Source organism: Actinomadura graeca (assembly GCF_019175365.1).
Lineage (GTDB): Bacteria > Actinomycetota > Actinomycetes > Streptosporangiales > Streptosporangiaceae > Spirillospora > Spirillospora graeca.
In genome coordinates, this window is the sequence record NZ_CP059572.1 from 1,197,471 (window position 1) to 1,221,236 (window position 23,766).

Here is a 23,766-nt window from a genome sequence, read left to right on the forward strand (position 1 = left end):
GGGGGCGGGAGCGGAGACGGGCACGGAGGCGGGGGCGGGCTCAGAGCGTCAGGCCGTCGGGGCTCGGGACCCCGTCGAGCGTCACCCGGCGGCGCGGGTACGGGACCTCGATGCCCTCCTCGCGGAACGCCCGGTGCAGGCGCTTGACGAACTCGTGCCTGATCCGGAACTGGTCGCCGAACTCGCCGGTGCGCAGGATGACGGTGAAGTCCACGGTCGACTCGCCGAACGTGTGGAACCGCACGAGGACCTCCGCGTCCTTCACGCCGCCCTGCACGTCCGCCATGACCCCCTCGCCGACCTCGACCGCGAGCCTCTCCACCCGTTCCAGGTCCGCCTCGTAGGGCGCCTTCGCCTGGAGCAGCAGCGACATGTCCTGCGCGGGCCGGTGGAAGTTGGTGAGGATCGTGTCGGAGAACCGGGCGTTCGGGATGACCTCGATGTTGTCCGACAGCGTCCGGATGGAGGTGTTGCGCCAGTTGATGTCGACGACATACCCCTCCTGCCCGCTGCTCAGCTTGATGTAGTCGCCGGGCTCGATGGTCTTGGACGCCAGCACGTGTACGCCCGCGAACAGGTTCGCGAGGGTGTCCTGGAGCGCCAGCGCGACCGCGAGGCCGCCGACGCCCAGGGCGCCGAGCAGCGGCGTGATCGAGACCCCGAGGCTCTGCAGCATCACCAGCAGGCCGACGCCGATCACGATCACCCGGGTGATGTTGGCGAAGATCGTCACGTTGGCGGCGACGCCCTGCCGGGCCAGCGCGATCGAGGTGACCGAGCCCGCGATCAGCCGCGCCAGCGCCAGCGACACCACGAGGATCGTCGCGGCGGTGAGCACCTTGGCGGTCACGTCCAGCGTGCCGCGCGGCAGTTCCAGCACCTTGGCGGAGATCCAGGCGCCGCCGAGCACCGCGACCGGCACCGCCAGGTCGCGGACGAGGCGCGCGGCCAGGTCGTCCCACGCCCACCGCGTGTCACCGGCCCGGCGGAACAGCCGGCCGGTCAGCAGCCGCAGCACGACCGCCACCGCCAGCGCGGCGGCCATGACGATCGCGGCGACGATGACCCGCTGCCAGTTCAGGTCATCCATGGCACCGTTCCCACTCCCCTGCGAGACATCTGTTTTGCGACATCGGTCCGGATTCGCCCCCTGATCGTAGTGAAGGACCGGAGCGGGTGGGACGCGTCCCGGGCGCAGGGCACCCGCCCGGGACGCGGAAGTGGCGGTTACGATCGATCAAGTGGTAGGCGAGGGGATGATGCGCCGGCTGGGGGTCACGGCGCTGGGACTGCGGAACGGCCCCCACCGGGTCACGGTCGAGAAGGATCTGGAGGTCCCGGCCGCGGACGGCGTGACGCTGCTCGCCGACCGCTACGCCCCGGCGGACGTGGAGCGGGCCCCGACGGTGCTCGTCCGCTCCCCCTACGGCCGCCGCGGGCCGTTCGGGCTGATGTGCGGGCAGGCGTTCGCGTCACAGGGGTTCCAGGCCGTGGTGCAGAGCGTGCGCGGCGGCTTCGGGTCCGGCGGCGTGTTCGAGGCGCTGGACGAGCGCGAGGACGGCCTCGCCACCATCGCCTGGCTCAAGGACCAGCCCTGGTTCGGCGGCACGTTCGCCATGCACGGCCCGAGCTACCTCGGCTACGTGCAGTGGGCCGTCGCCGCCGAGGCGGGACCGGAGCTGAAGGCGCTGTCGATGCAGGTCACGGCGTCCACCTTCCGGGACGCCGTCAACGTCGGCGGGGCGTTCGCACTGGAGTCGGCGCTCATCTGGGTGGACCTGACCGCCCGGATGAAGCACTCGCTGTCGGGCATCACGACCGGCATCATGTCGCCGCGCCGCGCCCGGCGGGCCGCGCTGTCGGGACGCCCGCTCGCCGAGCTCGACCGGCTCGCGACGGGCGCGCAGCAGCGGTTCTTCCAGGAGCTGCTCGTCAACGGCCCCGACACGCCGTTCTGGGACAAGCGCGACTTCAGCCCCACCGTCGCGCAGGTGCGGGCGCCGGTGAACATGACCGGCGGCTGGTACGACATCTTCCTGCCCTGGCAGCTGAAGGACTACGCGGCGCTGCGGGCCGCCGGGCACCGCCCCCACCTGACGATCGGCCCGTGGTTCCACGCCGACCAGCGGATGATGCGCGGGTCGGTCGGCGAGGCGGTGGGCTGGTTCCGGGCCCACCTGCTGGACGACCCTTCCGGGCTGCGGGACCAGCCCGTCCGGCTGTTCGTGACCGGCGCGGGCGAGTGGCGCGAGTTCCCCGACTGGCCCGTCCCGGGGATGCGGGAGCAGCGCTGGCACCTCCAGCCGGGCGGGGCCCTCGCACCGCACGCGCCGCCCGCCGCCGACCCCGCCGCCAACCCTCCCGACACCTACCGCTACGACCCGGAGCACCCGACGCCGTTCCTCGGCGGGCCCACGCTGCTGGGCGACAGCCGCCCGTCCACCGACCAGGCCCGCCTGGAGCGCCGCCGGGACGTGCTGACCTACACCTCCGCCGTCCTGGACGAGGACCTGGAGATCATCGGCCCCGTCACCGCCGACCTGCGCGTCCGCTCCGACCGCGAGCACACCGACTTCGTCGTCCGGCTCTGCGACGTCACACCCGAGGGCGAGTCCCTCAACCTCTGCGAGGGGATGCGCCGCCTCGTCCCCGGGACACCGGAGGCGGACGGCGACGGCGTCCGCCGCGTCGCCGTGGAGCTGTGGCCCGCCGGCCACCGCTTCCGGCGCGGCCACCGCGTCCGCGTGCAGGTCGCGAGCGGCGCCTACCCGCGGGTCGCCCGCAACCCCGGCACCGGCGAGCCCATCGGCACCGCCACCGCCATGCTGACCGCCGACCAGGAGGTCTTCCACTCCCCCGCCCGCCCCTCCGCGATCATCCTCCCGGTCGTCGACGCCGGGGACGGCGGCCGCTCATGACAGGGCCGGGCCCCCGGCCCTGAGGGGGCGGGGGCCCGGCGACTCCGTCACAGGTGAAACAACGCGAGACCGGCTAGTCGGGGTGGGTGAAGTAGACCGAGGCCACCTTGATGGTGTTCTTCAAGTTGTCGGCCGTTTTACCCGCTGGGATTTCCGCCGCCGGCGTCCCGCTGCAGTCAACGGTGGTGTAGAGCTCGGCGTCGAGCGTCGTGGACCCGTTGGTGCCCGAGAGGGTGTCGAACGGCGTCGACAGCTTCACGCAGTCTTCCCTCGCGGTGATCGTATGGGGCCTTCCCCCTTGGTTTATCTCCGAGTGGAGGGCCAGCTTCTCGACCGGCGCGGCGTCGGCGGTGCCGGCACCGGCGATCACCCCGAGTGCCAGCAGGGCCGGTGCCAGGACGGTGACGGCGGTCCTCTTCATATTCGAGACTCCTTCGTGTGCGGAGAGTGTCCAGTGCGTGACTATTAGTGCACGCACCACTACCGTCCGACATAGTCGGTGGAGTTGCATGATGCTTGCCGGACGGGCGACCGGGCCCCACCGTCCGGGCGACCCGTCCACCACTCTTCCATCACGGTAAGTAGTCGCGCGATCGCCCTTCGGCGTAGCGTCCTCGTCTGTCGAATGCAGGCAGAGGAGGGTTCCCTGTCGTTCAGCAGGTCCGACTAGCCGCTCGCCCCGGTGGGCGCCGGTGTGAGCAGGGGGAGGACCGTGCCCGGATGCCAGGCGCCGGTGGCGCCTGGACGCGCGCACAGGTAGGACGCGGCGCGCTGGGCCGTCCAGCCGTGGGCCTCGCGCAGCCCGTTGCCGAGCATCGTCAGGTAGGGGGCCGTCGGCGCGTTCAGCTCCGCGGGGCCGTGCGGGGCTGGGGCGGTGAAGGTGAGCATGGGGTGCCCGCCCCGCTCGCCGACCTTCAGGACCGTCTCGTAGCGGCCGGGGCCGAGGCGCTGGCGCCCCGTCCGGACGACCTCGGACAGGTCGTGGTCGGTGCCGGGGGCGCGGCGCATCTCCTGGGAGATCACGTCGCTGAACTGGCGGCGCGACAGCAGGTAGGCGCGGGCCGCGGCGCGTCCGGGCAGGTCCGGGTCGTAGAAGGCCATGCCGCCGCCCCAGACCAGGGACGTCAGCGCGAAGTAGATGCCGCCGGGCATCGTGACCGGCGCCTCCGCGCGGGCCCGGCGCGGGTCGCGGCAGCCCGGGTAGTGCCGGGCGCCGCCGCTCGGGCGGCCACCGGCCAGATAGCAGCCGAACCTCTCGCGGTAGAGGTTCGAGCCGTAGGCCACGTACCAGAGCGGTTCGTCGTCCATCTCTTCCAGTATCCCCGCCGGTCACCCTCCGTGCGAAGGGCAGCGGCGAGGAAACAATCCGATTCGCGAGGTTTGACGGACTGCGCGCCCGGAAATAGTCTCACCCGAGCAGGTGTCTACGACGCAGATACCTCCAGGCTTCCCCTGTGTTGTCCCGGAGGATCTGTCATGAACCGCCCGCTGAGCATTGCCCTCGTGTCCGCCTCCGACCTCGACGGCGAGCACGCGCACTCCGTCCACGTCCGGGATCTCGCCCGCTCGCTGGCGAGGCCGCACCACGGTGACGGGACCGGCAACCACGTCACCCTGTACACGCGCCGCCAGGACGAGGACGCCCGCGCCCGGGTCCGCCTCGGCCCCGGTGCCGCCCTCGTGCACCTCGACGCCGGGCCCGCGCGGCCCCTCACCGACGACGAGCACCTCGACCACGCCCGCGACTTCGCCGACGCGCTGCGCCGCCGCTGGTCCGGGGCGGGCCGTCCCGACGTCGTCCACGCGCACGGCTGGGTCGCCGGCCTCGCCGCCTGCGCCGTCGCCCGCGAGCTCGGCATCCCCTTCTTCCAGAGCTACCACGGTGTCGCCGCCACCGAGCGCCGCGCCGGACGCGGCGTCCACCCGCACCGCGACCGGCTGGAGAAGGCCATCGGACGCGGCGCCCACACCGTCCTCGCCGGCAACACCGAGGAGGCCGGCACCGTCGTGCGGATGGGCGTCCCCCGGCCCGCGGTCAAGGTGATCCCCTACGGTGTGGACCCCGACCAGTTCGCGCAGGCCGGCCCCGCGATGCCGTCCGGCGACCGGGACCGCCTGGTGATGGTCTGCCGCGACCTGGAGGCCGGCGACGTCGAGACCGCCCTGCGCGCCCTCGTGCACGTCCCCGACGCCGAGCTGACGGTCGCCGGCGGGCCCGAGCGCGAGGACCTGGAGAACGACCCGGTCGTGCACCGGCTGCGGCTGCTCGCCAAGGAGCTGCACGTCGCCGACCGCGTCATCTTCCTCGGCCGGCTGCCCCGCAAGGCACTGCCCAAGCTCCTGCGTACCGCCCGGCTGGCGCTGTGCCTGGCGCCCGTCCAGCCGTCCCCGGCGGTGCCGCTGGAGGCCATGGCCTGCGGCGTCCCCGTCGTGGTGACCCCGGCGGGCGGCAACGCCGACGAGGTCCTCGACAAGATCACCGGCCTGCACGTCCCGGCGGGACGGCCGACCGTGATCGGCCGGGCGATCCGCACCCTGCTGGCGGAGGAGACCACCCTGCACGGGTACTCGATCGCCGCCGCGGACCGGGCCCGCTCCCGCTACTCCTGGGACCGGATCGCGGGCGAGACCCTGCGCGCCTACGCCAGGGCGCTCCCCGAGCCCGAGCCGGTGCCCGTCCCGGGACCGCGGGAGACCGACGAGGCGGAGCGCGAGGCCGACCTGATCCCCGCAATGGCCGGCTGACGCGCTACGCCCCCCACGGGGCCCCGGACCCCTCCCCGGGTCCGGGGCCCCGGCACGTCCGCCCCGTCCTGCGCGCGGCTTGCCCCGCGGGCGGTGTTCGCCCCGGTGGGATACTGTGCGGCATGGCCGAATACGCGACGTCCGGGGGCGCCGGGTGCTGATCGGGAGGGCCGCGCAGCTCGATGAGCTGACCTCCGCGCTCGACCGGGCCGCCGCGGGCAGCGCCGGCGTCGTGCTCGTCAGCGGGGACGCCGGGGTCGGCAAGACCCATCTGGTCACCGCGCTCACCCGCGCGGCCCGCGACCGCGGCTGCGCCGTCCTCGTGGGGCAGTGCGCCGAGCTGGGCGAGAGCATGCCCTACCTGCCGCTGGCCGACGCCCTGTGGACCGCCGCCCGCGCCGCGTCGCCCGAGGCGGCGGCGGTCCGCGCCGCGCTGGACTCCAGGCCCGTGCTCGGGCGGCTGCTGCCCGACGGCGACGGAGCGCCCGGCACCGCGTCCGACCTCGGGCAGCAGCGGCTGTTCGGCGCGGTGCTCGGCCTGCTCGGCGAGCTCGGGCGGGAGCGGCCCGTCCTGCTGGTGCTGGAGGACCTGCACTGGGCCGACCGCTCCACCCGCCACCTGCTGACCTTCCTCAGCCGCGTCCTGCAGCGGGAACGCGTCTGCCTGATCGGCACCTACCGCACCGACGACCTGCACCGGCGGCATCCGCTGCGTCCCGTCGTGGCCGAGCTGCTGCGGCTGCCGAACGTCACCGCCGTCGAGGTCGTGCCGTTCGGGCCCGGCGAGACCGCCGAGTACCTCGCCGCGCTGGCGGACGGCGCGGCGCCGGTGACCGCCGAGGTCGTCGAGCGCGTCCACCACCGCTCGGAGGGCAACGCGTTCTACGCCGCCGAGCTGTACTCGGCCGAGAGCACCGGGGAGCAACTGCCCGCGGGGCTCGCCGACCTGCTGCTGTCCCGGGTGGAGCGGCTGTCGGAGGACGCGCAGCGCGTCGTGCGGGCCGCCGCGGTCGCCGGGCGGCGCGTCGACGACGAGCTGGTCCGCCGCGTGTCCGGGCTGGACGAGGCGGCGGCCGGGGAGGCGCTGCGGGAGGTCGTCTCGCACCAGGTCCTCGTCCCCGCGGGCGCCGGCTACACCTTCCGGCACGCGCTGCTGCGCGAGGCCGTCTACGCCGACCTGCTGCCGGGCGAGCGGACCCGGCTGCACGCCGACTTCGCCCGGCTGCTCGCCGGCGGGCCGGACGGGACGCCCGACCGGCGGCGCGGGTCGGCGGCCGAGCTGGCCGCCCACAGCCTCGCCGCGCACGACCTGCCCGCCGCGTTCGCCGCGTCCGTCCGCGCGGGCCGCGAGGCCGAGCGGCTCGGCGCGCCCGCGGAGGCGTTCGAGCACTTCGACCGGGCGCTGGAGCTGTGGGACGCCGTCCCCGGCCCCGAGGCCGTCGCGGGGACGGACCGGATGGAGCTCTCGCTGTCCACCGTCCGCGCGTCGGGCCGCGCCGGCGACATCCGCCGGGCGGTCTCGCGGCTGCGTCGGCTGCTCGACCTGGCCGACCCCGCCGACCTGCGGCTCGGGTCGCGGCTCCGCGAGCACCTGGCGTCCTACCTCTCCGACCTCGACGAGGACGACGAGGCGCTGGCGGTGGCCCGCGCGTCCGTGGAGATGCTGCCGCCCGGCCCGCCGGACGAGGTGCGCGCCGGCGCCCTCGCCACCTACGCCCGGCAGCTGCTGTACAAGGACCCCGGCAAGCTGCTGCCGGGGCTGGCCGAGGACGCCGTCGTCGAGGCGCGCGCCGCCGGCGCCGGGGACGCCGAGGCCAGCCTGCTGGTCACCCTCGGCCTGTACCGGGAGTCGCGGGAGACCGACCACGCGGTCGCCGACGTGTTCGCCCGCGCCCGCGACCTCGCCGCCGAGGACGACAACCAGCCGGTCGCCCTGCGCGCCGCGTTCCACTACGCCCGGACGAAGTTCGACCGGGGCGACCTCGCCGGCGCGACCCTCGCCGCCGACGAGGGCGTCAGGCACGCCCTGGACAACGGCCTCGAATGGAGCACGTTCGGGACGGTCCTGCGCAGCCTCCAGTACCTGATCCGCTACACGACCGGGGACTGGGACGAGGCGGCGCGGCTGGCCGACGGGTTCGGGATCCGGGTCGTCCGCCCGCCGGAGGCGCGGGTCTCCGCGTACGCGCTGTTCCTGGAGGTCGCCCGCGGCGAGCCGACCGTCGACGAGCGGCTGCGCTGGATCGCGCCGCTGTGGCGCGAGGACGGCTTCCTCACCTACGTCGCCCGCGGCCTCGCCGCCGAGCAGGCGCTGTGGCGGGGCGACGCCGCCGCCGCGCTCGACCACGTCGGGGCCGTGCTGAACGTGCTGTACCCGAACGAGACGGGCATCATACGGATCGCCGCGACGGGACTGTGGGCGCACGCCGACCTCGCCGCCCGCGCCCGCGCCGCCGGGGACGGGGACGCCGTCCGCGCCGCCGCGAAGGCCGGCGACGACCTGCTCGCCCGAGCGCGGCTCGCCGCCACCACCACCTGGGGCGGCCATCCGCGGGCCTGGCTGGGGCTGGAGGGGCACGCCTGGCTCGCCCGCGCCGAGGCCGAGCGCCGCAGGCTGGCCGGCGAGCACGACCCCGGCGCGTGGCGGAGGTCGGCCGAGATGTTCACCTACGGCGGGGACGGGTTCGTGTACGAGGTCGCCCGCTCGCGCCACCGGCTGGCCGAGGCGCTCATCGAGACCGGCGACCGGGAGGAGGCCGCGGCGCAGTGGCGGGCCGCCGCCGGGATCGCCGAACGGCTCGGCGCCGCGCCGCTGCTGGCCGCGCTCCGCGATCTCGGCGCCCGCGCGCGGCTGGACACGGGACGGCCCGCCGCCGGTCCCCGGGGCGGCCCGGAGCCCGGCGCCCCCGCGGGGCCGTTCGCGGCGCTGACCGTCCGCGAGCGGGAGGTGCTCGCGCTCGTCGCGGAGGGACGCAACAACCGGGAGATCGCGGCGGCGCTGTTCATCTCCCCGAAGACCGCGAGCGTGCACGTCTCGAACATCCTCGCCAAGCTGAACGTCTCCAGCCGCACCCAGGCCGCCGCAGCCGCGCACCGCGAGGGACTTTAGAGAACCGCCCTTGCCCCGCGGCGGGCGCGCGGCCGCGCGTCGACTGCCTGCCCCTCTGCGAGGGCCAGGGCTGATCGCGCTGCTCAACGCCGCCCCGGCCACGGCCCCCGGGAAGCCTCCCCACCGGCCCGGTGACGAACGCTCACGGCCGCCGGTAGATCTTCACGGTGGAGTCGTTATGTCAGCTACTGGTCCCCTTTCGCTGTGGCTGCCATTCTTTTCTTGTGAGCGCCGGACAACGGCGCCGGGCCGGAAGGGAATGGCGTCGTGGACAAGAGGTATGAGCTTTACTGCCTCGCGGACAAGTTCTTTTACGACACCCCTCCGACCACCCGTGAGACCGAGTTCGACATCGCGGACCGGCCACTTCCAGAAGGCTGGGAAAGGGTGCGCGGGGACGAGTGGACGGTCTACGTCCCGCCGGTGCAGAACGCGCCGCTGCAGGGTTGGAAGGTCCACGTCACCGGTTGCGCGGAAAGCGCCGACAAGGCCCTCGCACACTCTTTCGACTACTGCGTCGAGCACGGGATCGAGTTCAAGCACCTGCGCGGCCCGGGGACGCTGCGGATGCGGAACGCCAAGTACGCCCCGCGCGGGGCGAGCGGCAAGCTCGTCACCATCTACCCCCGGGACGAGCGGGAGCTGGAGTCGGTGCTGGAGGTGCTCGGCGAGCGCCTGTCCGGCCTGCCAGGGCCCTACATCCTCAGCGATCTGCGCATTGGTGAGGGCCCCCTCCACGTCCGCTACGGCGGCTTCGCCGAGCGGCGCTGCCTGGACGAGCGCGGCGAGCTCGTCGCGGCGCTGGAGAACGGCTCCGGCGAACTGGTCCCGGACCGCCGCAATCCGGTCTTCTCCGTTCCCGAATGGGTGACGCTGCCACGATGTCTCGAACCCCATTTGGCAGCGCGGGGCAGCACCACCACGACCGACCTGCCCTACCGGATCGAGAAGGCGCTGCATTTCTCCAACGGCGGCGGTGTGTACCAGGGAGTGGACACCAGGACCGGTGAGAAGGTCGTCCTCAAAGAGGCGCGCCCCTATGCGGGACTGGCGGCCGACGGCGCCGACGCGGTCGAGCGCCTGAACCGCGAGCGCGACATCCTGACCCGGCTCGACGGCGTCGAGGGGATTCCCGCGGTCCGCGATTCCTTCACCCTGGGCGAGCACCATTTCCTGGTCCAGGAGTTCATCGAGGGGCGGACGCTCAACACGTTCTTCGCCGAAAGGCATCCGATGCTCGACCCCGAGCCGGAGCCCGGCAAGGTCACCGCGTACACGGCGTGGGCGCTGCGCGTCCACGAGGGCGTCGAGCGGGTCGTCGACGCGATCAACGAACGCGGCGTGGCCTTCAACGACCTGCACATGTTCAACATCATGGTGCGCCCGGACGACACGGTCGCCCTCATCGACTTCGAGGTCGCCGCGCCCGCCTCCGACGGCGGGCGGCAGACCCTCGCCAACCCCGCCTTCCTGGCCCCGCCCGACCGGCGCGGCACCGAGGTCGACCGGTACAGCCTCGCCTGCCTGCGGCTGGCGCTGTTCGTCCCGATGACCACGCTGTTCGTGATGGACCGGGGGAAGGCGCGCCAGCTGGCCGATCTGATCGCCGAGTACTTCCCGGTGCCGCGCCCGTTCCTGGACGAGGCCGTCGAGGAGATCACCCGCGGGGTCCCCGAGGCTCCCGCGCCCGTGTTCGAACCGGACGCGGATGGATGGGACCGCGCCCGCGGCGCCCTCGCCGGCGCCGTCCTGGCGAGCGCCACCCCGCAGCGTCGCGACCGGCTGTTCCCGGGCGACGTGGAGCAGTTCGCCGGGGCGGCACTCGGGCTGGCCTACGGCGCCGCGGGCGTCCTGTACGCGCTGGACGCGACCGGAGCCGGACGGCATCCGGTGCACGAGGAATGGCTGGCCGACCGGGCCGCCGACCCTCCGCGCGGCACGGGCCTCGGCCTGTACGACGGCCTGCAGGGCGCCGCCTACACCCTCGCCCGGCTCGGTCATCTCGACGCCGCGCTCGACGCGGTCGCGCACTGCCTGAACGAGCGGTGGGAACGGCTCGGCGACGACCTGCACGGCGGGCTGCCGGGGTACGCCCTGGTTCTCGGCCACCTTGCGGACCTGACCGGTGAACGGTCGCTGGAGGACGCCGCCCGGAGGGCCGTCCAGATCACGGCGGACCGGGCTCCCGACGGCCCGAGCCCGCGACCCGGGCTCCTGTACGGCGGGGCGGGGGCGGCGCTGATGTTCGTCCGCCGGTATGAGAAGACGGGCGATCCCGCGCTGCTCGACCTCGCCGCCGCGGCACTGCGCCGCGACCTGGCGGCCTGTGTCAAGGACGACAACGGCGCACTGCACGTCGATCAGGGACACCGCGTCCTGCCCTACCTGGGCCGCGGCAGCGTCGGAGTCGGGCTGGTCGTGGACGAGTACCTGAGGCACCGCCCGGACGACGCGGAGTTCCAGGACGTCCGCTCCTCGGTCAGGCTCGCCGCGATGTCGCGCTACTACGCCCAGCCCGGCCTGTTCAACGGCCGCGCGGGGATGCTGCTCTACCTGGCCGGGCAGGACCGGGACGATCCCCGCGTCGCCCGCCACATCCGCGACCTCGCCTGGCACGCGCTGCCGTACGCGGACGGGCTCGCGGTACCCGGCGAGCACATGTACCGGCTTTCGATGGACCTCGCGACGGGCACGGCCGGCGTGCTGCTGGCCATCGGCGCGGCGTGCCACGACGCCCCGGTGGGGCTGCCGTTCTTCGGGACGGCCCAAGTACACCCCGTGGAGACCTCCACGGCGGCCACCTCTATCCAGCCCGAAAGGAGGTGAAGACAAATGGCGCTTCTGGACCTTCAGGGAATGGTGAGCGAGAACGGCGGCGGCGGCGGTAACAGCAGCCTCAGCCTGCTCTGCCACAGCTCGCACAGCATCACCATCTGCCTGTAATGGCACGTGACGGCCATGGTCTGCCCCTCCGGGGGCGACCATGGCCGTCATCGCAGGAGAGACCCATGACGCTTCCGACGTCCGCCGGCGCCGACCGGCTGCTGCTCGGCGCGGCCCGCCGCAGCGGCGGCTGGACCGGGCTGGTCGCGGCTGCCGCCCTCGCGGACGCGGCCGCCGCCGTGCTGCTGCCCCTCGCCCTGGCCCGCATGATCGACGCCGTCCCGCCGGGCGGCCCCTCCGCCGCCGCGGCCCTGTGGCCGTGCGCGGCGCTCGTCGTCGTGGCCGCCGCGGCCGAGGTGCTCTCGGAACTGGCCACCGGCTGCGGCGCGGCGCGCGCGACGGCGTGGCTGCGGCACGCGCTCGTCCGGCACGTCCTCGCCGCCGGGCCCGCGCTGCGCATCCCGCCCGGCGACGTGGCGGGACGCACGGTCGGCGGCGCCGCCGAGGCGGGCACCGCCCCCTCCGCCGCGCCGGAGGCCGCCGTCGCGCTGGTGCCCCCGCTCGGCGCCCTCGCGGTGCTGTCGTTCATCGACTGGCGGCTCGCGGCGGCCATCGCCGTCGCGCTCCCGGCCATCGTGCTGCTGCTGCGCGTGTTCGTCCGCGACATCACCGCGTCCGCGCACCGCTACCTGACCGTGCAGGGGACGATCGCGGGACGGCTCGCCGAGGCGCTCGCCGGCGCCCGCACGATCGCCGCCGCGGGCACCGCGGACCGCGAGGCGGACCGCGTCCTCGCGCCCCTGCCCGGCCTGCGCGCCGAGGGGCACGCGATGTGGCGCGTGCAGGGCGCCGTCGCCGCGCGCGGGCTGCTGACGCTGCTGCTCCTCCAGGTCGCGGCGGTCGGCGCGGCGGGCGCGGAGCTGATGGCGGGCCGCATCACCGCGGGCGAGCTGGTCGCGACCGTCCAGTACGCGGGGCTCGCCGCCGGGTTCGGGCCCGTCCTCACGCATGTCCTCCGGCTCGGCCGGGCGCGCGCCGGGGCCCGCCGCGCCGCCGAGGTGCTCGCGCGGCCCGCGCCCTCCCACGGCGACGCCGGCGCGCCGCCGGGCACCGGGCGCCTGGACTTCCGGGCGGTGTCGGCCGGCGGGGTGCTGCGCGGGCTGGACCTCACCGTCCCCGGCGGCCTCGCCGTGGCGGTGGTGGGCCGCTCGGGCTCGGGCAAGTCCCTGCTCGCCGCGCTCGCCGGGCGGCTCGCCGACCCCGACGAGGGCGAGGTGCTGCTGGACGGGACGCCGCTCCCCCGGCTGTCCCGGGACGCGCTGCGCCGCCAGATCGGCTACGCGTTCGCCCGCCCCTTCCTGTTCGGCGACACCGTCGGCGACGCGATCGCGTTCGGCCCGTGCCGCCCGCCGGAGTCGTGGCTGCGGGAGTCGGCGCGCACGGCCCGCGCCGACGACTTCGTCCGCCGCCTCCCGCGCGGTTACGCGACGCCCCTCGCGGACGCGCCGATGTCGGGCGGCGAGCTCCAGCGGATGGGCCTCGCGCGCGCCTTCGCGCACGCGGGCCGCGTCCTCGTCCTGGACGACGCGACGTCCAGCCTCGACACCGTCACCGAGCTCCAGATCACCGACGCCGTCCTCGACCGGTTCGGCGACCGGACCCGGCTGATCATCGCCCACCGCGCGGGCACGGCCGCCCGCGCCGACCTCGTGGTCTGGCTCGACGAGGGCCGTGTCCGCGGGCGCGGCTCCCACCGGGACCTGTGGCGCGACCCCGGCTACCGCGCGGTCTTCGCCGCGGCGGCGGACGACGTCCCGGGCGGCGGCCCCGGCGCGGGCGGGGAGGGCGCGTGACCTCCCGGCGGGACGCGGCGCGGCTGCTGTGGGGCACCGTCTCCCACGCGGTGCGGGCGCATCCGCGGGCGGCGTGCGCGGTCGTCGGATGGTCGCTTCTGGAGGCCGTCCCCACCGCGGTCTTCGGGCGCGCCGTCGCGGAGGCGACCGACGCCTTCGCGGGCGGGCGCGGAACGGACGCGGCGCTCTGGCTGGGCGCACTCGCCCTCGCGGCACTCGCGGGGGCCTATGGGAGCCGCCGCCTTTACTCCGCGCTCGCCGCGCTCGTGGAGCCGTTCCGCGACGACCTCGTCCGCGCGGTCACGCGTGGCGCGCTGTACCGGTCGCTGCGCGGGAGGCCCGACCGGGGGGCCGTCGCGCGGCTCACGCACCAGGTCGAGATCGTCCGCGACACCTTCGGCGGGATCCTCGTCGTCGCGCGGGGGTTCGTGTTCGCGGCCGGGGCCGCGCTCGCGGGGCTGCTGACGCTGATGCCCGAGGTCGTCCTGCTGGTGGTGCCGCCGCTCCTGGCGGGCCTGCTGCTGTTCGGCGCGGCGTTCGGCGCGGCGGCCGCCCGGCAGCGGGACCTGGTCGTCGGCGAGGAGGAGATCGCGGAGCGGACCACCGCGCTGGCCGAGGGGCTGCGCGACGTCGTCGCGTGCGGCGGCGAGGAGACGGTCCGCGCCGGCCTCGCCGCCGCGGTCGACGCGCAGGAGGCGGCGGGCCGCGCCGTCGCGCGGTTCGCGGCGCTGCGGGCGTTCGCGCTGGCGGTGAGCGGCTGGCTGCCGCTGCTGGCGCTGCTCGCCGCGGCGCCGTGGCTGGCCCGCCGCGGCGCGACCCCCGGAATGATCGTCGGGGCGCTCGCCTACGTCCTGCACGGGCTCCAGCCCGCGCTGCGGACGCTGGTCCAGGGCATGGGCGGCAGCGGCCTGCGGCTGGCGGTCACCCTCGGCCGCATCCTGGAGACCAGCGCCCCGGACGAGGACGGCCCGGACGAGGACGGCCCGGACGAGGCGCACGGCGCCCGCGGCGCTGTGAACGGCGCGTCCGGCGGGATGCCGGGACCCGCCGCGCGCGGGGACCGGGACGCACCGGCGGTCGAGCTGCGGGGGGTGTCGTTCGCCTATGGGACGGGGGCGCGTCCCGTGATCGCCGATCTGGACCTGACGATCCCGCGCGGCGACCACCTCGCCGTGGTGGGGCCGAGCGGCATCGGGAAGTCGACGCTGGCCGGGCTGATCGCGGGCCTGCTGCTACCGACGGCCGGAGAAGTGCTGGTGGGCGGGCGCCCGGCGGGCGACCCGTCCGGGCGGGTGCTCATCCCGCAGGAGGCGTACGTGTTCACCGGCACCGTCCACGAGAACCTGACCTACCTGGCACCCGGCGCGGACGACGCGGAGGTGGTCCGCGCCGCGGACGCGCTCGGGCTGTCCCGGCTCGTGCGGGACCTCGGCGGGTACGGCGCGACCGTGGACCCGGCGGCGCTGACCGAGGGGCAGCGGCAGCTCATCGCGCTGTGCCGCGCCTACCTGGCGCCCGCCCCGCTGGTCGTCCTGGACGAGGCCGCCTACCGGCTGGACGCGGCGGCCGAGGCACGCGCCGAGGAGGCGTTCGCACGCCGCCCCGGCACGCTCGTCGTCATCGCGCACCGCGTCAGCTCGGCCGTGCGCGCGCGCCGCGTCCTGGTCCTGGACGGGACGCGCGCGCACGTCGGCCGGCACCCCGGCCTGGCCGCCGTGTCGCCGCTCTACCGCGACCTCATCGGCCGCTGGGAGGAGGCACCGGAACGGTCCCGGCGGTCAGAGCCACCCGGCCTCCTCGGCGATCCGGATGGCGTGCACCCGGTTCCGGGCACCGACCTTCCGGTTGATGCGCGACAGATGGTTGCGGACCGTGCCGATCGTGAGGAAGAGGTCAGAAGCGATCTGGGCCGCGGAGGCGCCCCGTGAGGCCAGCTCCAGGACCTCGCTCTCACGCTCGGTCAGCGGGCTGGCCGCCGACCCGAGCTCGCTGAAGGCCAGCTCGGCGTCCACCACCCGCTGCCCGGCCGCCACGCGCCGGATCGACTCGACCAGCGCGCCGGGCGAGGTGTCCTTCAGCACGAGCCCCGCCGCCCGGGACGCGACCGCCCGGCGCAGGTCCCCCGACCGCTGGCGGCCGGCCATGAGCACCGTGCGGCACTCCGGGACCTCCTCGCGCAGCCTCCGGGACGCCGAGAAACCGTCCAGAACGGGAAGTGCCACATCTATCAGCGCCACATCCGGCCTCCGGAAGAGTGCCGTTCGCAAGAGACTTTCCCCGGATTCGATTTCGGCTACGACATCCAGGTCTTTCACACCGCCGAAAAAGGCGACGAGTCCGCCACGCAGAAGCGGTGCCTCCTCGGCGAGGAGTATCCGAATCATGTTCCGTCTCCCAAGGCCCGCCACCCATGTGGCCCGAGAAGCACTTACCCAACGTTTGTCAAGCGATAGGTCCTGGGGCGGCGACCGGGAGAGCGCCCCCGGGACGCGAAGCACACGACTGCGATCATGCATGGAGGGACCTTGGAGGGCAGGAGTCATGAGCGAGACTTACCGAATGCAGCCAACAGTAATCGCCGAGTCAACATAAAGACGGAATAGAATATTAACAATTACTCTAGGTGAGGATATCGTACGAATCCGCGGTCGGCGATCGACCAGTTCAGGCCATGAAATCGAACTCCCGTCCGACGCCGGCGGCGCGCGCCGCGGTGTAGGCCGTCCAACTCAGCGCAAGGTCCTGCCAGGGCAGCCCGACCGGTGCGTACACGGTCACCTCGCCGCCCTTGACGCGTCCCGGCACCTGGCCGCGCAGCAGATCGCGCAGCGTCCCCGCGGCGTGCTTCACATCGAGGCCCGCGCTCGCGAGCACCCCCATCTCGACCGCGAGGGCCACGTCGTCGACCACGACGCGGGCGCCCTCCAGGAGGTCGGCGCCGAGCTCGGCCTTGCCCGGCTCGTCCGCGCCGAGGGAGGTGATGTGGGCGCCGCGCGGCACGTCCGCCGCGTGCAGGAGGGGCCGCCGCGCCCAGGTCGCCAGGACCGCGATCCCGGCGTGGCGGACGGCGTCCCGGGGGGCCGGCGCCACCGGGGCGTCGAGCCCGAGGCGGGCGCCGTGGCGCGCGGCGAAGCCCGCGGCGCGGCGGGCGTCCAGATCGCAGACCGTGAGGCCGCGCACCGGCCGCAGGAGCGCGAGCCCCCGCATGACGAGCTCCGCCTGCGCCCCCGCGCCGATCACCGCGACGGTGTCCGCGTCGGGACGTGCCAGGGCGTGGGTGCCGAGCGCGGCGGCGAGCCCGGTGCGCCACGCGGTCACGGTCGCCGAATCGAGCAGGGCGAGGGTCTCGCCGGTGTGCAGGTCGTGCAGGCAGACGACGCCCCGCAGCGCCGGGCGGCCGCCGGGGAACTTGGCGTTCACCTTCACCGTGTACGCGGGCGTTCCCCCGACCAGCCCGGGGAGCAGCGCCGTCGCCGATCCCTGGCCGGGCAGCGCGGTCACCACCCGGCGCGGCTGGATCTCCCCCTCCTCCGCGGTGAAGCCGCGCCGCAGCGCGTCCAGGCACGCGGCGGGGTCGAGCACCGACTCCAGATCAGATCTGGTCAAAAGGAGCGTCACCAGATCATTCTCCCAGCCGCGGCCGGCCCTATGCCGTGGCCATGCCATCCATGCCATCCCCCATGCCGTTCCCATGCCGTCCTCGGCCGCCTCGCGCCGACGCACCCGACGGCCTGAAGCCTCTGACCCCGCGGGAAGGCGACCCTGTCCGGCGTACCGCTTGTGGCCCCGGAATCACCACCTAACCCCCGCGATTTACTGCGGAAACGGCGCGTCCGGGACACTCTGGCGGCCCCGCATTTTCGAACGTTCCACAGGTCGGGTCCGGCCTGAAGAGGCCATCCTGCCCACGGGGTATGGACAAACCCGCACCCATAGTGCCAATCCGCTAGTGAGCAGTTAGGCACTTTCTAGTCTTCCGCCCACCTTTGGGTTCTTCCATCATGTGCGTGACCTCCGGCGCGCCAACTCGGGTGCGCCCAATCCCCCCTGGAGGCTCAGTGAAGATCCGTCACGCCCGCATCAGCGGCGCCGCCGTCACGCTGACGGCGACGGGGCTCATGGCGACCGCCCTGGTCGCCGCCCCGGCCGCCCATGCGACCCATGACGCGCCCTCCGCCCCCGCCGCCCCCGTCGCCGACCAGTCCGCCCAATCGAGGACGGCGGCGAAGCTGGAGAGGCGGCTCGGCTCCCGCACCGCCGGGTCGTACATCGACCAGGCCACCCAGAAGCTCGTCGTCACCGTGACAGACGCGGGCGCCGCGCGGGCGGTGCGCGCGGCGGGCGCCGAGCCGAAGACCGTCACGCGCAGCGGCAAGGACCTCAAGAAGGTCATGTCCGCCCTCAAGCGCGAGGCGACCGTCCCGGGCACCGCCTGGGCCGTCGACCCGGCCTCCAACACGGTGCTGCTGTCGGTGGACAGCACGGTCACCGGAGCGAACCTGCGCAAGGTGCGCGCCGCGGCGGCCAAGCAGGGCTCCGCTGTCCGCACCGAGAACATCGCCGGGCGGTTCCGCACGTTCACGCTGGGCGGCGAGGCCATCTACACGGGCAGCTCGCGCTGCTCGCTCGGCTTCAACGTGAAGAAGGGCGGCGAGTACTACTTCCTGACGGCCGGGCACTGCACCAACGCCGGGGCGCAGTGGTACTCCGACCGGGGCAAGAGCCAGCTGCTCGGCACCAAGACCGGGAGCAGCTTCCCGGGCAACGACTACGGCATCGTCAAGTACGCGTCCGCCCCAGCGGACACCCAGGGCGCGGTCAGCCTCTACGGCGGCACCCAGGACATCACGAGCATCGGCAGCGCGACGGTCGGGCAGAGCGTCAAGCGCAGCGGCAGCACCACCCAGGTGCACAGCGGCCAGGTCACCGCGCTCAACCAGACCGTGAACTACCAGGAGGGCAGCGTCAGCGGCCTGATCAAGACGACCGTCTGCGCCGAGCCGGGCGACAGCGGCGGCTCGCTGTTCGCCGGGGCCGTCGCGCTCGGCCTGACCTCGGGCGGCAGCGGCAACTGCTCGGGCGGCGGGACGACGTTCTTCCAGCCGGTCACCGAGGCCGCGCAGGTCTACGGCGTCGAGATCTACTGACCGGGCCCCGGCCCCTCACGGCCCCCGCTCCCGCCGGTCCGCCCGGCGGGACCGGGGGCCGTCCCGTCCCGGACCCGGCGCGGGCCGCCGGGAGGCTCAGACCTCCAGGGCGAGGCGGATCTCGCCGGCCACCTCGCGCCGCCGGCCGTTCAGGTAGAAGTGATCGCCCTCCAGGACCTTCAGGGCGAAGGGGCCGTCGGTGAGGTCGGCCCACTTCTTGGCCTGGGCCTCGGTCACGTGCGGGTCGGCGTCGCCGATGATCGTCGTGATGGGCACGGCCAGCCGCGTGCCCGGCCGGTGGACGTAGTCCTCGACCAGCGCGAAGTCGTTGCGGACGTACGGCAGCACCAGCTCGCGCAGCTCCGGGTCCCGGAGGGCCTCGGCGTCGGAGCCGCCGAGCCGCACCATCTCGGCGACCAGGGCGTCGTCGTCCTCGCCGGCGACCCGGTCGTCGCCGCGGTCGTGCGGTGGCCGGGCCCCGGAGGCGAACAGGTGCACCGGCGCGGCGCCCTGCTCCTGGAGGAGCCGTGCCACCTCGTAGGACAGGACGGCGCCCATGCTGTGCCCGAACAGCGCGGCGGGACGGTCCAGCAGCGGGGCCATCGCCCCGGCGATGAGGCCGGCGAGCCGGAGGGCGTCTCGGACCAGCGGCTCCCCCAGCCGGTCGGCGCGCCCGGGGTACTGGACGGCGTGCACCTCGACCTCCGGGCCGATCTCCCCCGCCCAGGACCGGTAGGCCACCGCGGACCCGCCCGCGTGCGGCAGGCAGAACAGCCGCGTCGGCGCCCAGGGGCGTGCCTCGGCGCAGCGGAACCAGCTCACGTGATCAACTCCTCCGGGACGCGCCGGGGGGCGCGGTCGTCTCCGCCGCCAGCCTAGACGCGCGGCCGCCCTGGGCCGGGACTAGGGGACGGCGCAGTGGGCAGGCTGCGGGCATGGATGAGAGAAGGGGCAGGCGAGGGGACGTCCAGGAGCTGTCCGACTTCGAGCTGACGGTGTACGAGACGGTGGCGGAGATCGACAAGGGGGGCGGCGCGGCGGACTTCGACACGGTGAGCCGGCTGGTCGGCGGGCCGGAGGAGGACCTGTGGGCCGCCCTGGGGCACCTCGTGTCGGTCGACCATCTCCACTCGACGCCGAAGGGGTACGTGCTGGGCCCGCACGACTGGGCTCCGTAAGGCCGGGTGGATTACTGGAGAATGCGGGCCCATGACCGTGAATCGACGGGCCGGCGGGACCATGTTCGGGCTGGCGTACGGGGACGCGCTCGGCGCGCCGACCGAGTTCCTCACCATGGAGCAGATCCGCACGCGTTTCGGTGACGACGGGCCCGCCCGGCTCGACGGTGATCCCGCCCTGGTCACCGACGACACGCAGATGGCGATCGCGGTCGCGCTGGCCCTGCTCGACGCGCTGGAGGACCCGCCGTTCACGGCCGCGCTGGTGGAGCCGATGTGGCGGCGGCGGTTCGTCGACTGGCTCGGCAGCCCCGACAACGACCGGGCGCCCGGGCAGACCTGCATGCGGGCCTGCCGGGGCCTGGCGGCCGGGAAGCCGTGGGCGGAGGCGACGGAGCCGGATTCCAAGGGCTGCGGCGCGAACATGCGGGTGGCACCGGTCGGGCTGGCCCCCGGCCTTTCGGACGCGACGCGCGCCGCCGCCGCGCAGCTCCAGGCGGCGATGACGCACGGGCACCCCACCGGCCTCGCGGCGAGCGAGCTGACGGCGTTCGCCGTCCGGTGGCTCGCGGACGGGATGGCGCCCGCCGCCCTGCCCGCGGCGCTCCGCGGGCGCTGCCACGACCAGCGCGCCGTCTACCACGGGGAGTGGCTGGGCGACCTGTGGCGCCGTCCCGGGGTGGAGGGCCCGGCGGCGTTCATCTCCCGGGGGTGGGACGAGTGCCTGGCCGCGCTCGACCGCCTCGACGCGGCGCTGGCCCGCCCGGACCGCGCCTGCGACCCCTGCGAGGCGACCGGGGCCGGCTGGGTCGCCGAGGAGGCCCTGGCCACCGGCCTGCTGTGCTTCCTGCTCTTCCCGGACGAGCCGGTGCGGGCGATCCGGCGCGGTGCGGCCAGCTCGGGCGACTCCGACTCCATCGCCTGCCTGGCCGGGGCCTTCGCGGGCGCGCACCTCGGCCTGGACGCCTGGCCGCGCGAGTGGGCGGCGCGCATCGAGTACGCCTCCGACCTGGCCCGGATCGGCGCGGCCTGGGACCGACCGCTTGACGGCACATAGCTCTGTGGCTAATCTGATTAGCCATAGAGCTACATGACTGCGAGGAGCGGACGATGACCCGGTACCTGGACCTACCCGGCGGGCGGCTCGCCTACGACGACGAGGGCGAGGGGCCGCTCATCGTGTGCCTGCCGTCCATGCTCGACCTGCGCTCGCAGTACCGCTTCCTCACCCCGCTGCTGGTCAGGGCCGGTCACCGGGTCGTGACGGTCGACCAGCGCGGGATGGGCGACACGAGCGCCGACTGGGACGAGTACGGCGGCATCCCGCTCGCCCGCGACCTCATGGCGCTGCTGCGGCACCTGGACGCCGGGCCCGCGCTCGTCCACGGCTGCTCCAACGGCGCGGCGGCGGCGGTCTACGCCGCTGCGGAGGCGCCGGAGCTGATCAGCGGGCTCGTGTTGTCCGCGCCGTTCGTCCGGGACGGCGAGGCCGGCCTCGCGCAGCGGCTCACGCAGGCCGTCATGCGCGTTTCCGCGCTGGCCCGCCCGCTGTACATGGCGTACTACCCGAAGTGGGAGCCCCGTCCCCCGGCCGACTTCGCCGAGCACAAGGCGCGTCTCGACGCGAGTTTCCGGCGGCCCGGCCGCGCCCGCGTCATCGGCGCCTACATGAGCATGTCGCACGCCGAGGCCGAGGCCCGCCTGGACCGCGTCACCGCGCCCGCGCTGGTGATCATGGGCACCGCCGACATCGACTGGCCCGACCCCGTCGCCGAGGCCGAGTGGGTCGCCGGGCGGCTGGACGCCGAGGTCGTCCTCCTGGAGGGCGCCGGCCACCACCCGCACGTGGAGTTCCCCGAGCGGGTCGCCGAGGCGGTCACCGCCTTCCACCGCGCCGTCGCCTCCTGACGCGCCCGCGGCCCGCGCCAGGGCCGGGGGAACGGGTCAGGAGGACGTGCCGGGAGGCGTGGTGGCCGTCCAGCCGGTCACGGCGTCGATCGTGATGGTGATCACCGGGCCGCCGGGCGGGCGGTCGCGGTACTGGGGGTAGCGGCCCGCCAGCAGGCGGACGGGCCCGGCCGTCCGGGACGGGTCCCCGGACACGTGCGCGTGGCCGTCCACGCGGACCCACCACAGGCGGTCCCAGTCGTCCTCGTAGTGGTCGGCGAGCAGCGCGACCCGCGGGTTGGCCCGGACGTTGGCGAGGCGCCGCAGGTCCCGGCCGCTCTTCGGCTTGTGGTCGACCGCGGTGTAGACCGTCCCGCGGTGGACGGCGAACGTCACCGGGACGAGATGCGGGCGCCCCGTCTCGTCGGCCGTCGCCAGCCGCGCGACGGGGACCGCCGTCAGGAGCCGGAGCGCGTCGTCCGGCGAGAGCCTGGGCACACCGAGCACCCTGCCACGCCGCCGCCTCCCGCGCACCCACCCCGCACGGGCGGGAGGGTTCCCTCCAGGAGACCGCTTGGTCAGTCCGCGGGACCGGACGGGCCGTACTCCGGCGGCCTGACGCCCCGCTCCGCCGCCTCCGCCAGCTCCCCGGCGGTCAGGACGCGGGGCTCACCGATCATCCTGGCCCGCACGTACACGCCGCACAGCCACTCCAGCAGCCGCGCGTTCTCGAACGCCTCGCCCAGGTCACGGCCGATCGCCACACCGCCGTGGTTGGCCAGGAGCGCGGCGCGCCTCCCGCCCTCCATGGCCGCGCGCACGTTCTCCGCCAGCTCGGGCGTCCCGTACGTGGCGTACGGGGCGACCCTCACCACCCCGCCCAGCAGCAGCGTGTTGTAGTGGACCGGCGGCAGCTCCGTCATCGTCGTCGCCACGACGGTGCCGTAGGTCGAGTGCGTGTGCACGACCGCCGACGCGGCGGTCGCCCCGTACAGCGCGAGATGCATGGGCGTCTCCGACGACGGCGCCCGGCCGCCCTCCACCGGCCGTCCCCGCACGTCCAGGACGGGGCAGTCCGCGGGCTCCATCCGGTCGAGCATCATCCCGCCCGGCGTGACCGCGACCAGGTCGCCCGCGCGCACACTGGCGTTGCCGGACGACCCGGTCACCAGACCGGTCTCCGCGAGCCTCCGGCCCACGCCGCACAGCGCGGCCCGCTCGTCACCCAGCAGCATCGCGAACCCCTCCCGCCGGATCTCCCCCAGGCGTACGCCACCGGCCCGGCGATCACAAGGGGCCGGCGTCAGGGCGTGCGGAGCAGTCCCGCGGACAGCACCGCCGCCGCCGCGCCCGCGAGCTGCTCCAGCCGCAGCACCTCGGTCTGGTGGAACGGCGGCGCGCCCGCGCGGGACACCACCAGCGCGCCGTTCCCCGGCATCGGGCAGATCGCGTACTCCGCGCCGTCCGGCGCGGTGAACGCCCGCGGCCGCAGCGGCTCCAGGGCGGGCGGCTCCGCGCCCTCCAGCCCGCCGACGCTGGCGTGCACGAGCACCGCCGTGCCGTCGGGGCCGGTCTCCGCCAGCCCGGCCCAGTCGGCGCTGAGGATGGCCGGGACGGCGTCGGCGAGGATCTCGGCGCCGCGCTCCGGCACCGCCGCGACCTGCCCGATCACGGCCGCGTCCGGGAACACGCCGTGCGGCTCGGCCGTCGGCCACACGCCGACGACGTCCACGCCGGGCACCGAGCCCAGCCCGCCGCGCAGCCGCCCGGCGTCGGCGCCCGCGGGCCAGGACACGGTGAAGTCGTCCAGCGCCCGGCCGTTGGCACGTTCCAGCACAGCCATCTGCACCACGTCGGCGCCGGCGGCGCCGAGCGTGCGCGCCACCTGCCCCAGCGAGCCGGGACGGTCCGGCAGGCGGACGCGAATCCGCAGCAACATCGCCACCTCCAGTGTCGGAATCCCCCTCAGAATGCGCGAGAGGCGTTTCCTTGGTGTTACCCACGCGTGTCGCCAACGGGAACCCGGTGCTGGATCGGCGGGCAGGG

At 74.8% G+C, this 23,766-nt stretch carries 19 protein-coding genes and 1 pseudogene; 11 read left to right on the forward strand and 9 right to left on the reverse strand.

What is annotated here, in order from left to right:
• Window positions 1-40: 40 nt before the first annotated feature.
• Window positions 41-1,090 (reverse strand): mechanosensitive ion channel family protein, encoded by a 1,050-nt coding sequence (locus AGRA3207_RS05615; RefSeq protein ID WP_231333480.1) that lies wholly within the window; start codon window positions 1,088-1,090, stop codon window positions 41-43.
• 151 nt (window positions 1,091-1,241) lie between these two features.
• On the opposite strand from AGRA3207_RS05615, the gene AGRA3207_RS05620 reads away from it, so the two are divergent.
• On the forward strand, window positions 1,242-2,918 hold the full coding sequence (locus AGRA3207_RS05620; protein ID WP_338028258.1) for a CocE/NonD family hydrolase: 1,677 nt from the start codon (window positions 1,242-1,244) through the stop codon (window positions 2,916-2,918).
• 73 nt (window positions 2,919-2,991) lie between these two features.
• On the opposite strand, the gene AGRA3207_RS05625 is transcribed toward AGRA3207_RS05620, so the two are convergent.
• Window positions 2,992-3,339 (reverse strand): hypothetical protein, encoded by a 348-nt coding sequence (locus AGRA3207_RS05625; RefSeq protein ID WP_231333481.1) that lies wholly within the window; start codon window positions 3,337-3,339, stop codon window positions 2,992-2,994.
• A 245-nt stretch (window positions 3,340-3,584) separates the two neighbouring features.
• Window positions 3,585-4,226, reverse strand: a complete 642-nt coding sequence (locus AGRA3207_RS05630; protein ID WP_231333482.1) for a histone deacetylase — start codon at window positions 4,224-4,226, stop codon at window positions 3,585-3,587.
• A 168-nt stretch (window positions 4,227-4,394) separates the two neighbouring features.
• On the opposite strand from AGRA3207_RS05630, the gene AGRA3207_RS05635 reads away from it, so the two are divergent.
• From AGRA3207_RS05635 to AGRA3207_RS05660, 6 genes are all read left to right on the forward strand, one after another.
• Entirely contained in the window at window positions 4,395-5,663 is a 1,269-nt protein-coding gene (locus tag AGRA3207_RS05635) for a glycosyltransferase (RefSeq protein WP_231333483.1), read from the forward strand.
• Between the two features lie 154 nt (window positions 5,664-5,817).
• Window positions 5,818-8,772, forward strand: a complete 2,955-nt coding sequence (locus tag AGRA3207_RS39755; RefSeq protein ID WP_273700010.1) for a helix-turn-helix transcriptional regulator — start codon at window positions 5,818-5,820, stop codon at window positions 8,770-8,772.
• Between the two features lie 267 nt (window positions 8,773-9,039).
• Window positions 9,040-11,598: a class III lanthionine synthetase LanKC gene (gene lanKC, locus AGRA3207_RS05650; RefSeq protein ID WP_231333484.1), complete on the forward strand. Its 2,559-nt coding sequence runs from the start codon at window positions 9,040-9,042 to the stop codon at window positions 11,596-11,598.
• A gap of 30 nt (window positions 11,599-11,628) precedes the next feature.
• Entirely contained in the window at window positions 11,629-11,715 is an 87-nt protein-coding gene (locus tag AGRA3207_RS40205; protein WP_420830904.1) for a SapB/AmfS family lanthipeptide, read from the forward strand.
• Between the two features lie 65 nt (window positions 11,716-11,780).
• Entirely contained in the window at window positions 11,781-13,508 is a 1,728-nt protein-coding gene (locus tag AGRA3207_RS05655) for an ATP-binding cassette domain-containing protein (protein WP_231333485.1), read from the forward strand.
• Window positions 13,505-15,436: an ATP-binding cassette domain-containing protein gene (locus AGRA3207_RS05660; RefSeq protein ID WP_231333486.1), complete on the forward strand. Its 1,932-nt coding sequence runs from the start codon at window positions 13,505-13,507 to the stop codon at window positions 15,434-15,436. Before AGRA3207_RS05655 ends, AGRA3207_RS05660 begins: the two co-directional genes overlap by 4 nt.
• Here AGRA3207_RS05660 and AGRA3207_RS05665 read toward each other — a convergent pair.
• Both AGRA3207_RS05665 and AGRA3207_RS05670 read right to left on the reverse strand, forming a co-directional pair.
• Window positions 15,368-16,051, reverse strand: a pseudogene (locus AGRA3207_RS05665) (response regulator transcription factor); the annotation flags it as partial. The gene AGRA3207_RS05660 and the pseudogene AGRA3207_RS05665 sit on opposite strands and share 69 nt — an antisense overlap.
• 121 nt (window positions 16,052-16,172) lie before the next feature.
• The gene (locus AGRA3207_RS05670) at window positions 16,173-17,126 is read right to left on the reverse strand and encodes an ornithine cyclodeaminase family protein (protein WP_231333487.1); all 954 of its coding nucleotides are present in this window, start codon (window positions 17,124-17,126) and stop codon (window positions 16,173-16,175) included.
• 440 nt (window positions 17,127-17,566) lie between these two features.
• On the opposite strand from AGRA3207_RS05670, the gene AGRA3207_RS05675 reads away from it, so the two are divergent.
• Window positions 17,567-18,655, forward strand: coding sequence for a S1 family peptidase (locus AGRA3207_RS05675; RefSeq protein ID WP_231333488.1), 1,089 nt, complete (start codon window positions 17,567-17,569; stop codon window positions 18,653-18,655).
• A 96-nt stretch (window positions 18,656-18,751) separates the two neighbouring features.
• Here AGRA3207_RS05675 and AGRA3207_RS05680 read toward each other — a convergent pair whose 3' ends face one another.
• Window positions 18,752-19,477, reverse strand: a complete 726-nt coding sequence (locus AGRA3207_RS05680; protein WP_231333489.1) for a thioesterase II family protein — start codon at window positions 19,475-19,477, stop codon at window positions 18,752-18,754.
• Between the two features lie 113 nt (window positions 19,478-19,590).
• Between AGRA3207_RS05680 and AGRA3207_RS05685 the strand changes: the two genes are divergently transcribed.
• The 3 genes from AGRA3207_RS05685 to AGRA3207_RS05695 are packed head-to-tail and all read left to right on the forward strand — an operon-like array spanning window position 19,591 to window position 21,741.
• Window positions 19,591-19,833 (forward strand): hypothetical protein, encoded by a 243-nt coding sequence (locus AGRA3207_RS05685; RefSeq protein WP_231333490.1) that lies wholly within the window; start codon window positions 19,591-19,593, stop codon window positions 19,831-19,833.
• Between the two features lie 31 nt (window positions 19,834-19,864).
• Entirely contained in the window at window positions 19,865-20,890 is a 1,026-nt protein-coding gene (locus tag AGRA3207_RS05690) for an ADP-ribosylglycohydrolase family protein (protein WP_231333491.1), read from the forward strand.
• A 53-nt stretch (window positions 20,891-20,943) separates the two neighbouring features.
• The gene (locus tag AGRA3207_RS05695; protein WP_231333492.1) at window positions 20,944-21,741 is read left to right on the forward strand and encodes an alpha/beta fold hydrolase; all 798 of its coding nucleotides are present in this window, start codon (window positions 20,944-20,946) and stop codon (window positions 21,739-21,741) included.
• 36 nt (window positions 21,742-21,777) lie between these two features.
• Here AGRA3207_RS05695 and AGRA3207_RS05700 read toward each other — a convergent pair whose 3' ends face one another.
• The 3 genes from AGRA3207_RS05700 to AGRA3207_RS05710 form a co-directional block, all read right to left on the reverse strand.
• A complete protein-coding gene (locus AGRA3207_RS05700) occupies window positions 21,778-22,218 on the reverse strand; it encodes a TIGR03668 family PPOX class F420-dependent oxidoreductase (RefSeq protein ID WP_231333493.1) in 441 nt (146 codons plus the stop codon).
• 80 nt (window positions 22,219-22,298) lie between these two features.
• Window positions 22,299-22,955: a class II aldolase/adducin family protein gene (locus tag AGRA3207_RS05705; RefSeq protein ID WP_231333494.1), complete on the reverse strand. Its 657-nt coding sequence runs from the start codon at window positions 22,953-22,955 to the stop codon at window positions 22,299-22,301.
• A 68-nt stretch (window positions 22,956-23,023) separates the two neighbouring features.
• Window positions 23,024-23,659: an ACT domain-containing protein gene (locus tag AGRA3207_RS05710; protein WP_231333495.1), complete on the reverse strand. Its 636-nt coding sequence runs from the start codon at window positions 23,657-23,659 to the stop codon at window positions 23,024-23,026.
• Window positions 23,660-23,766 lie beyond the last annotated feature (107 nt).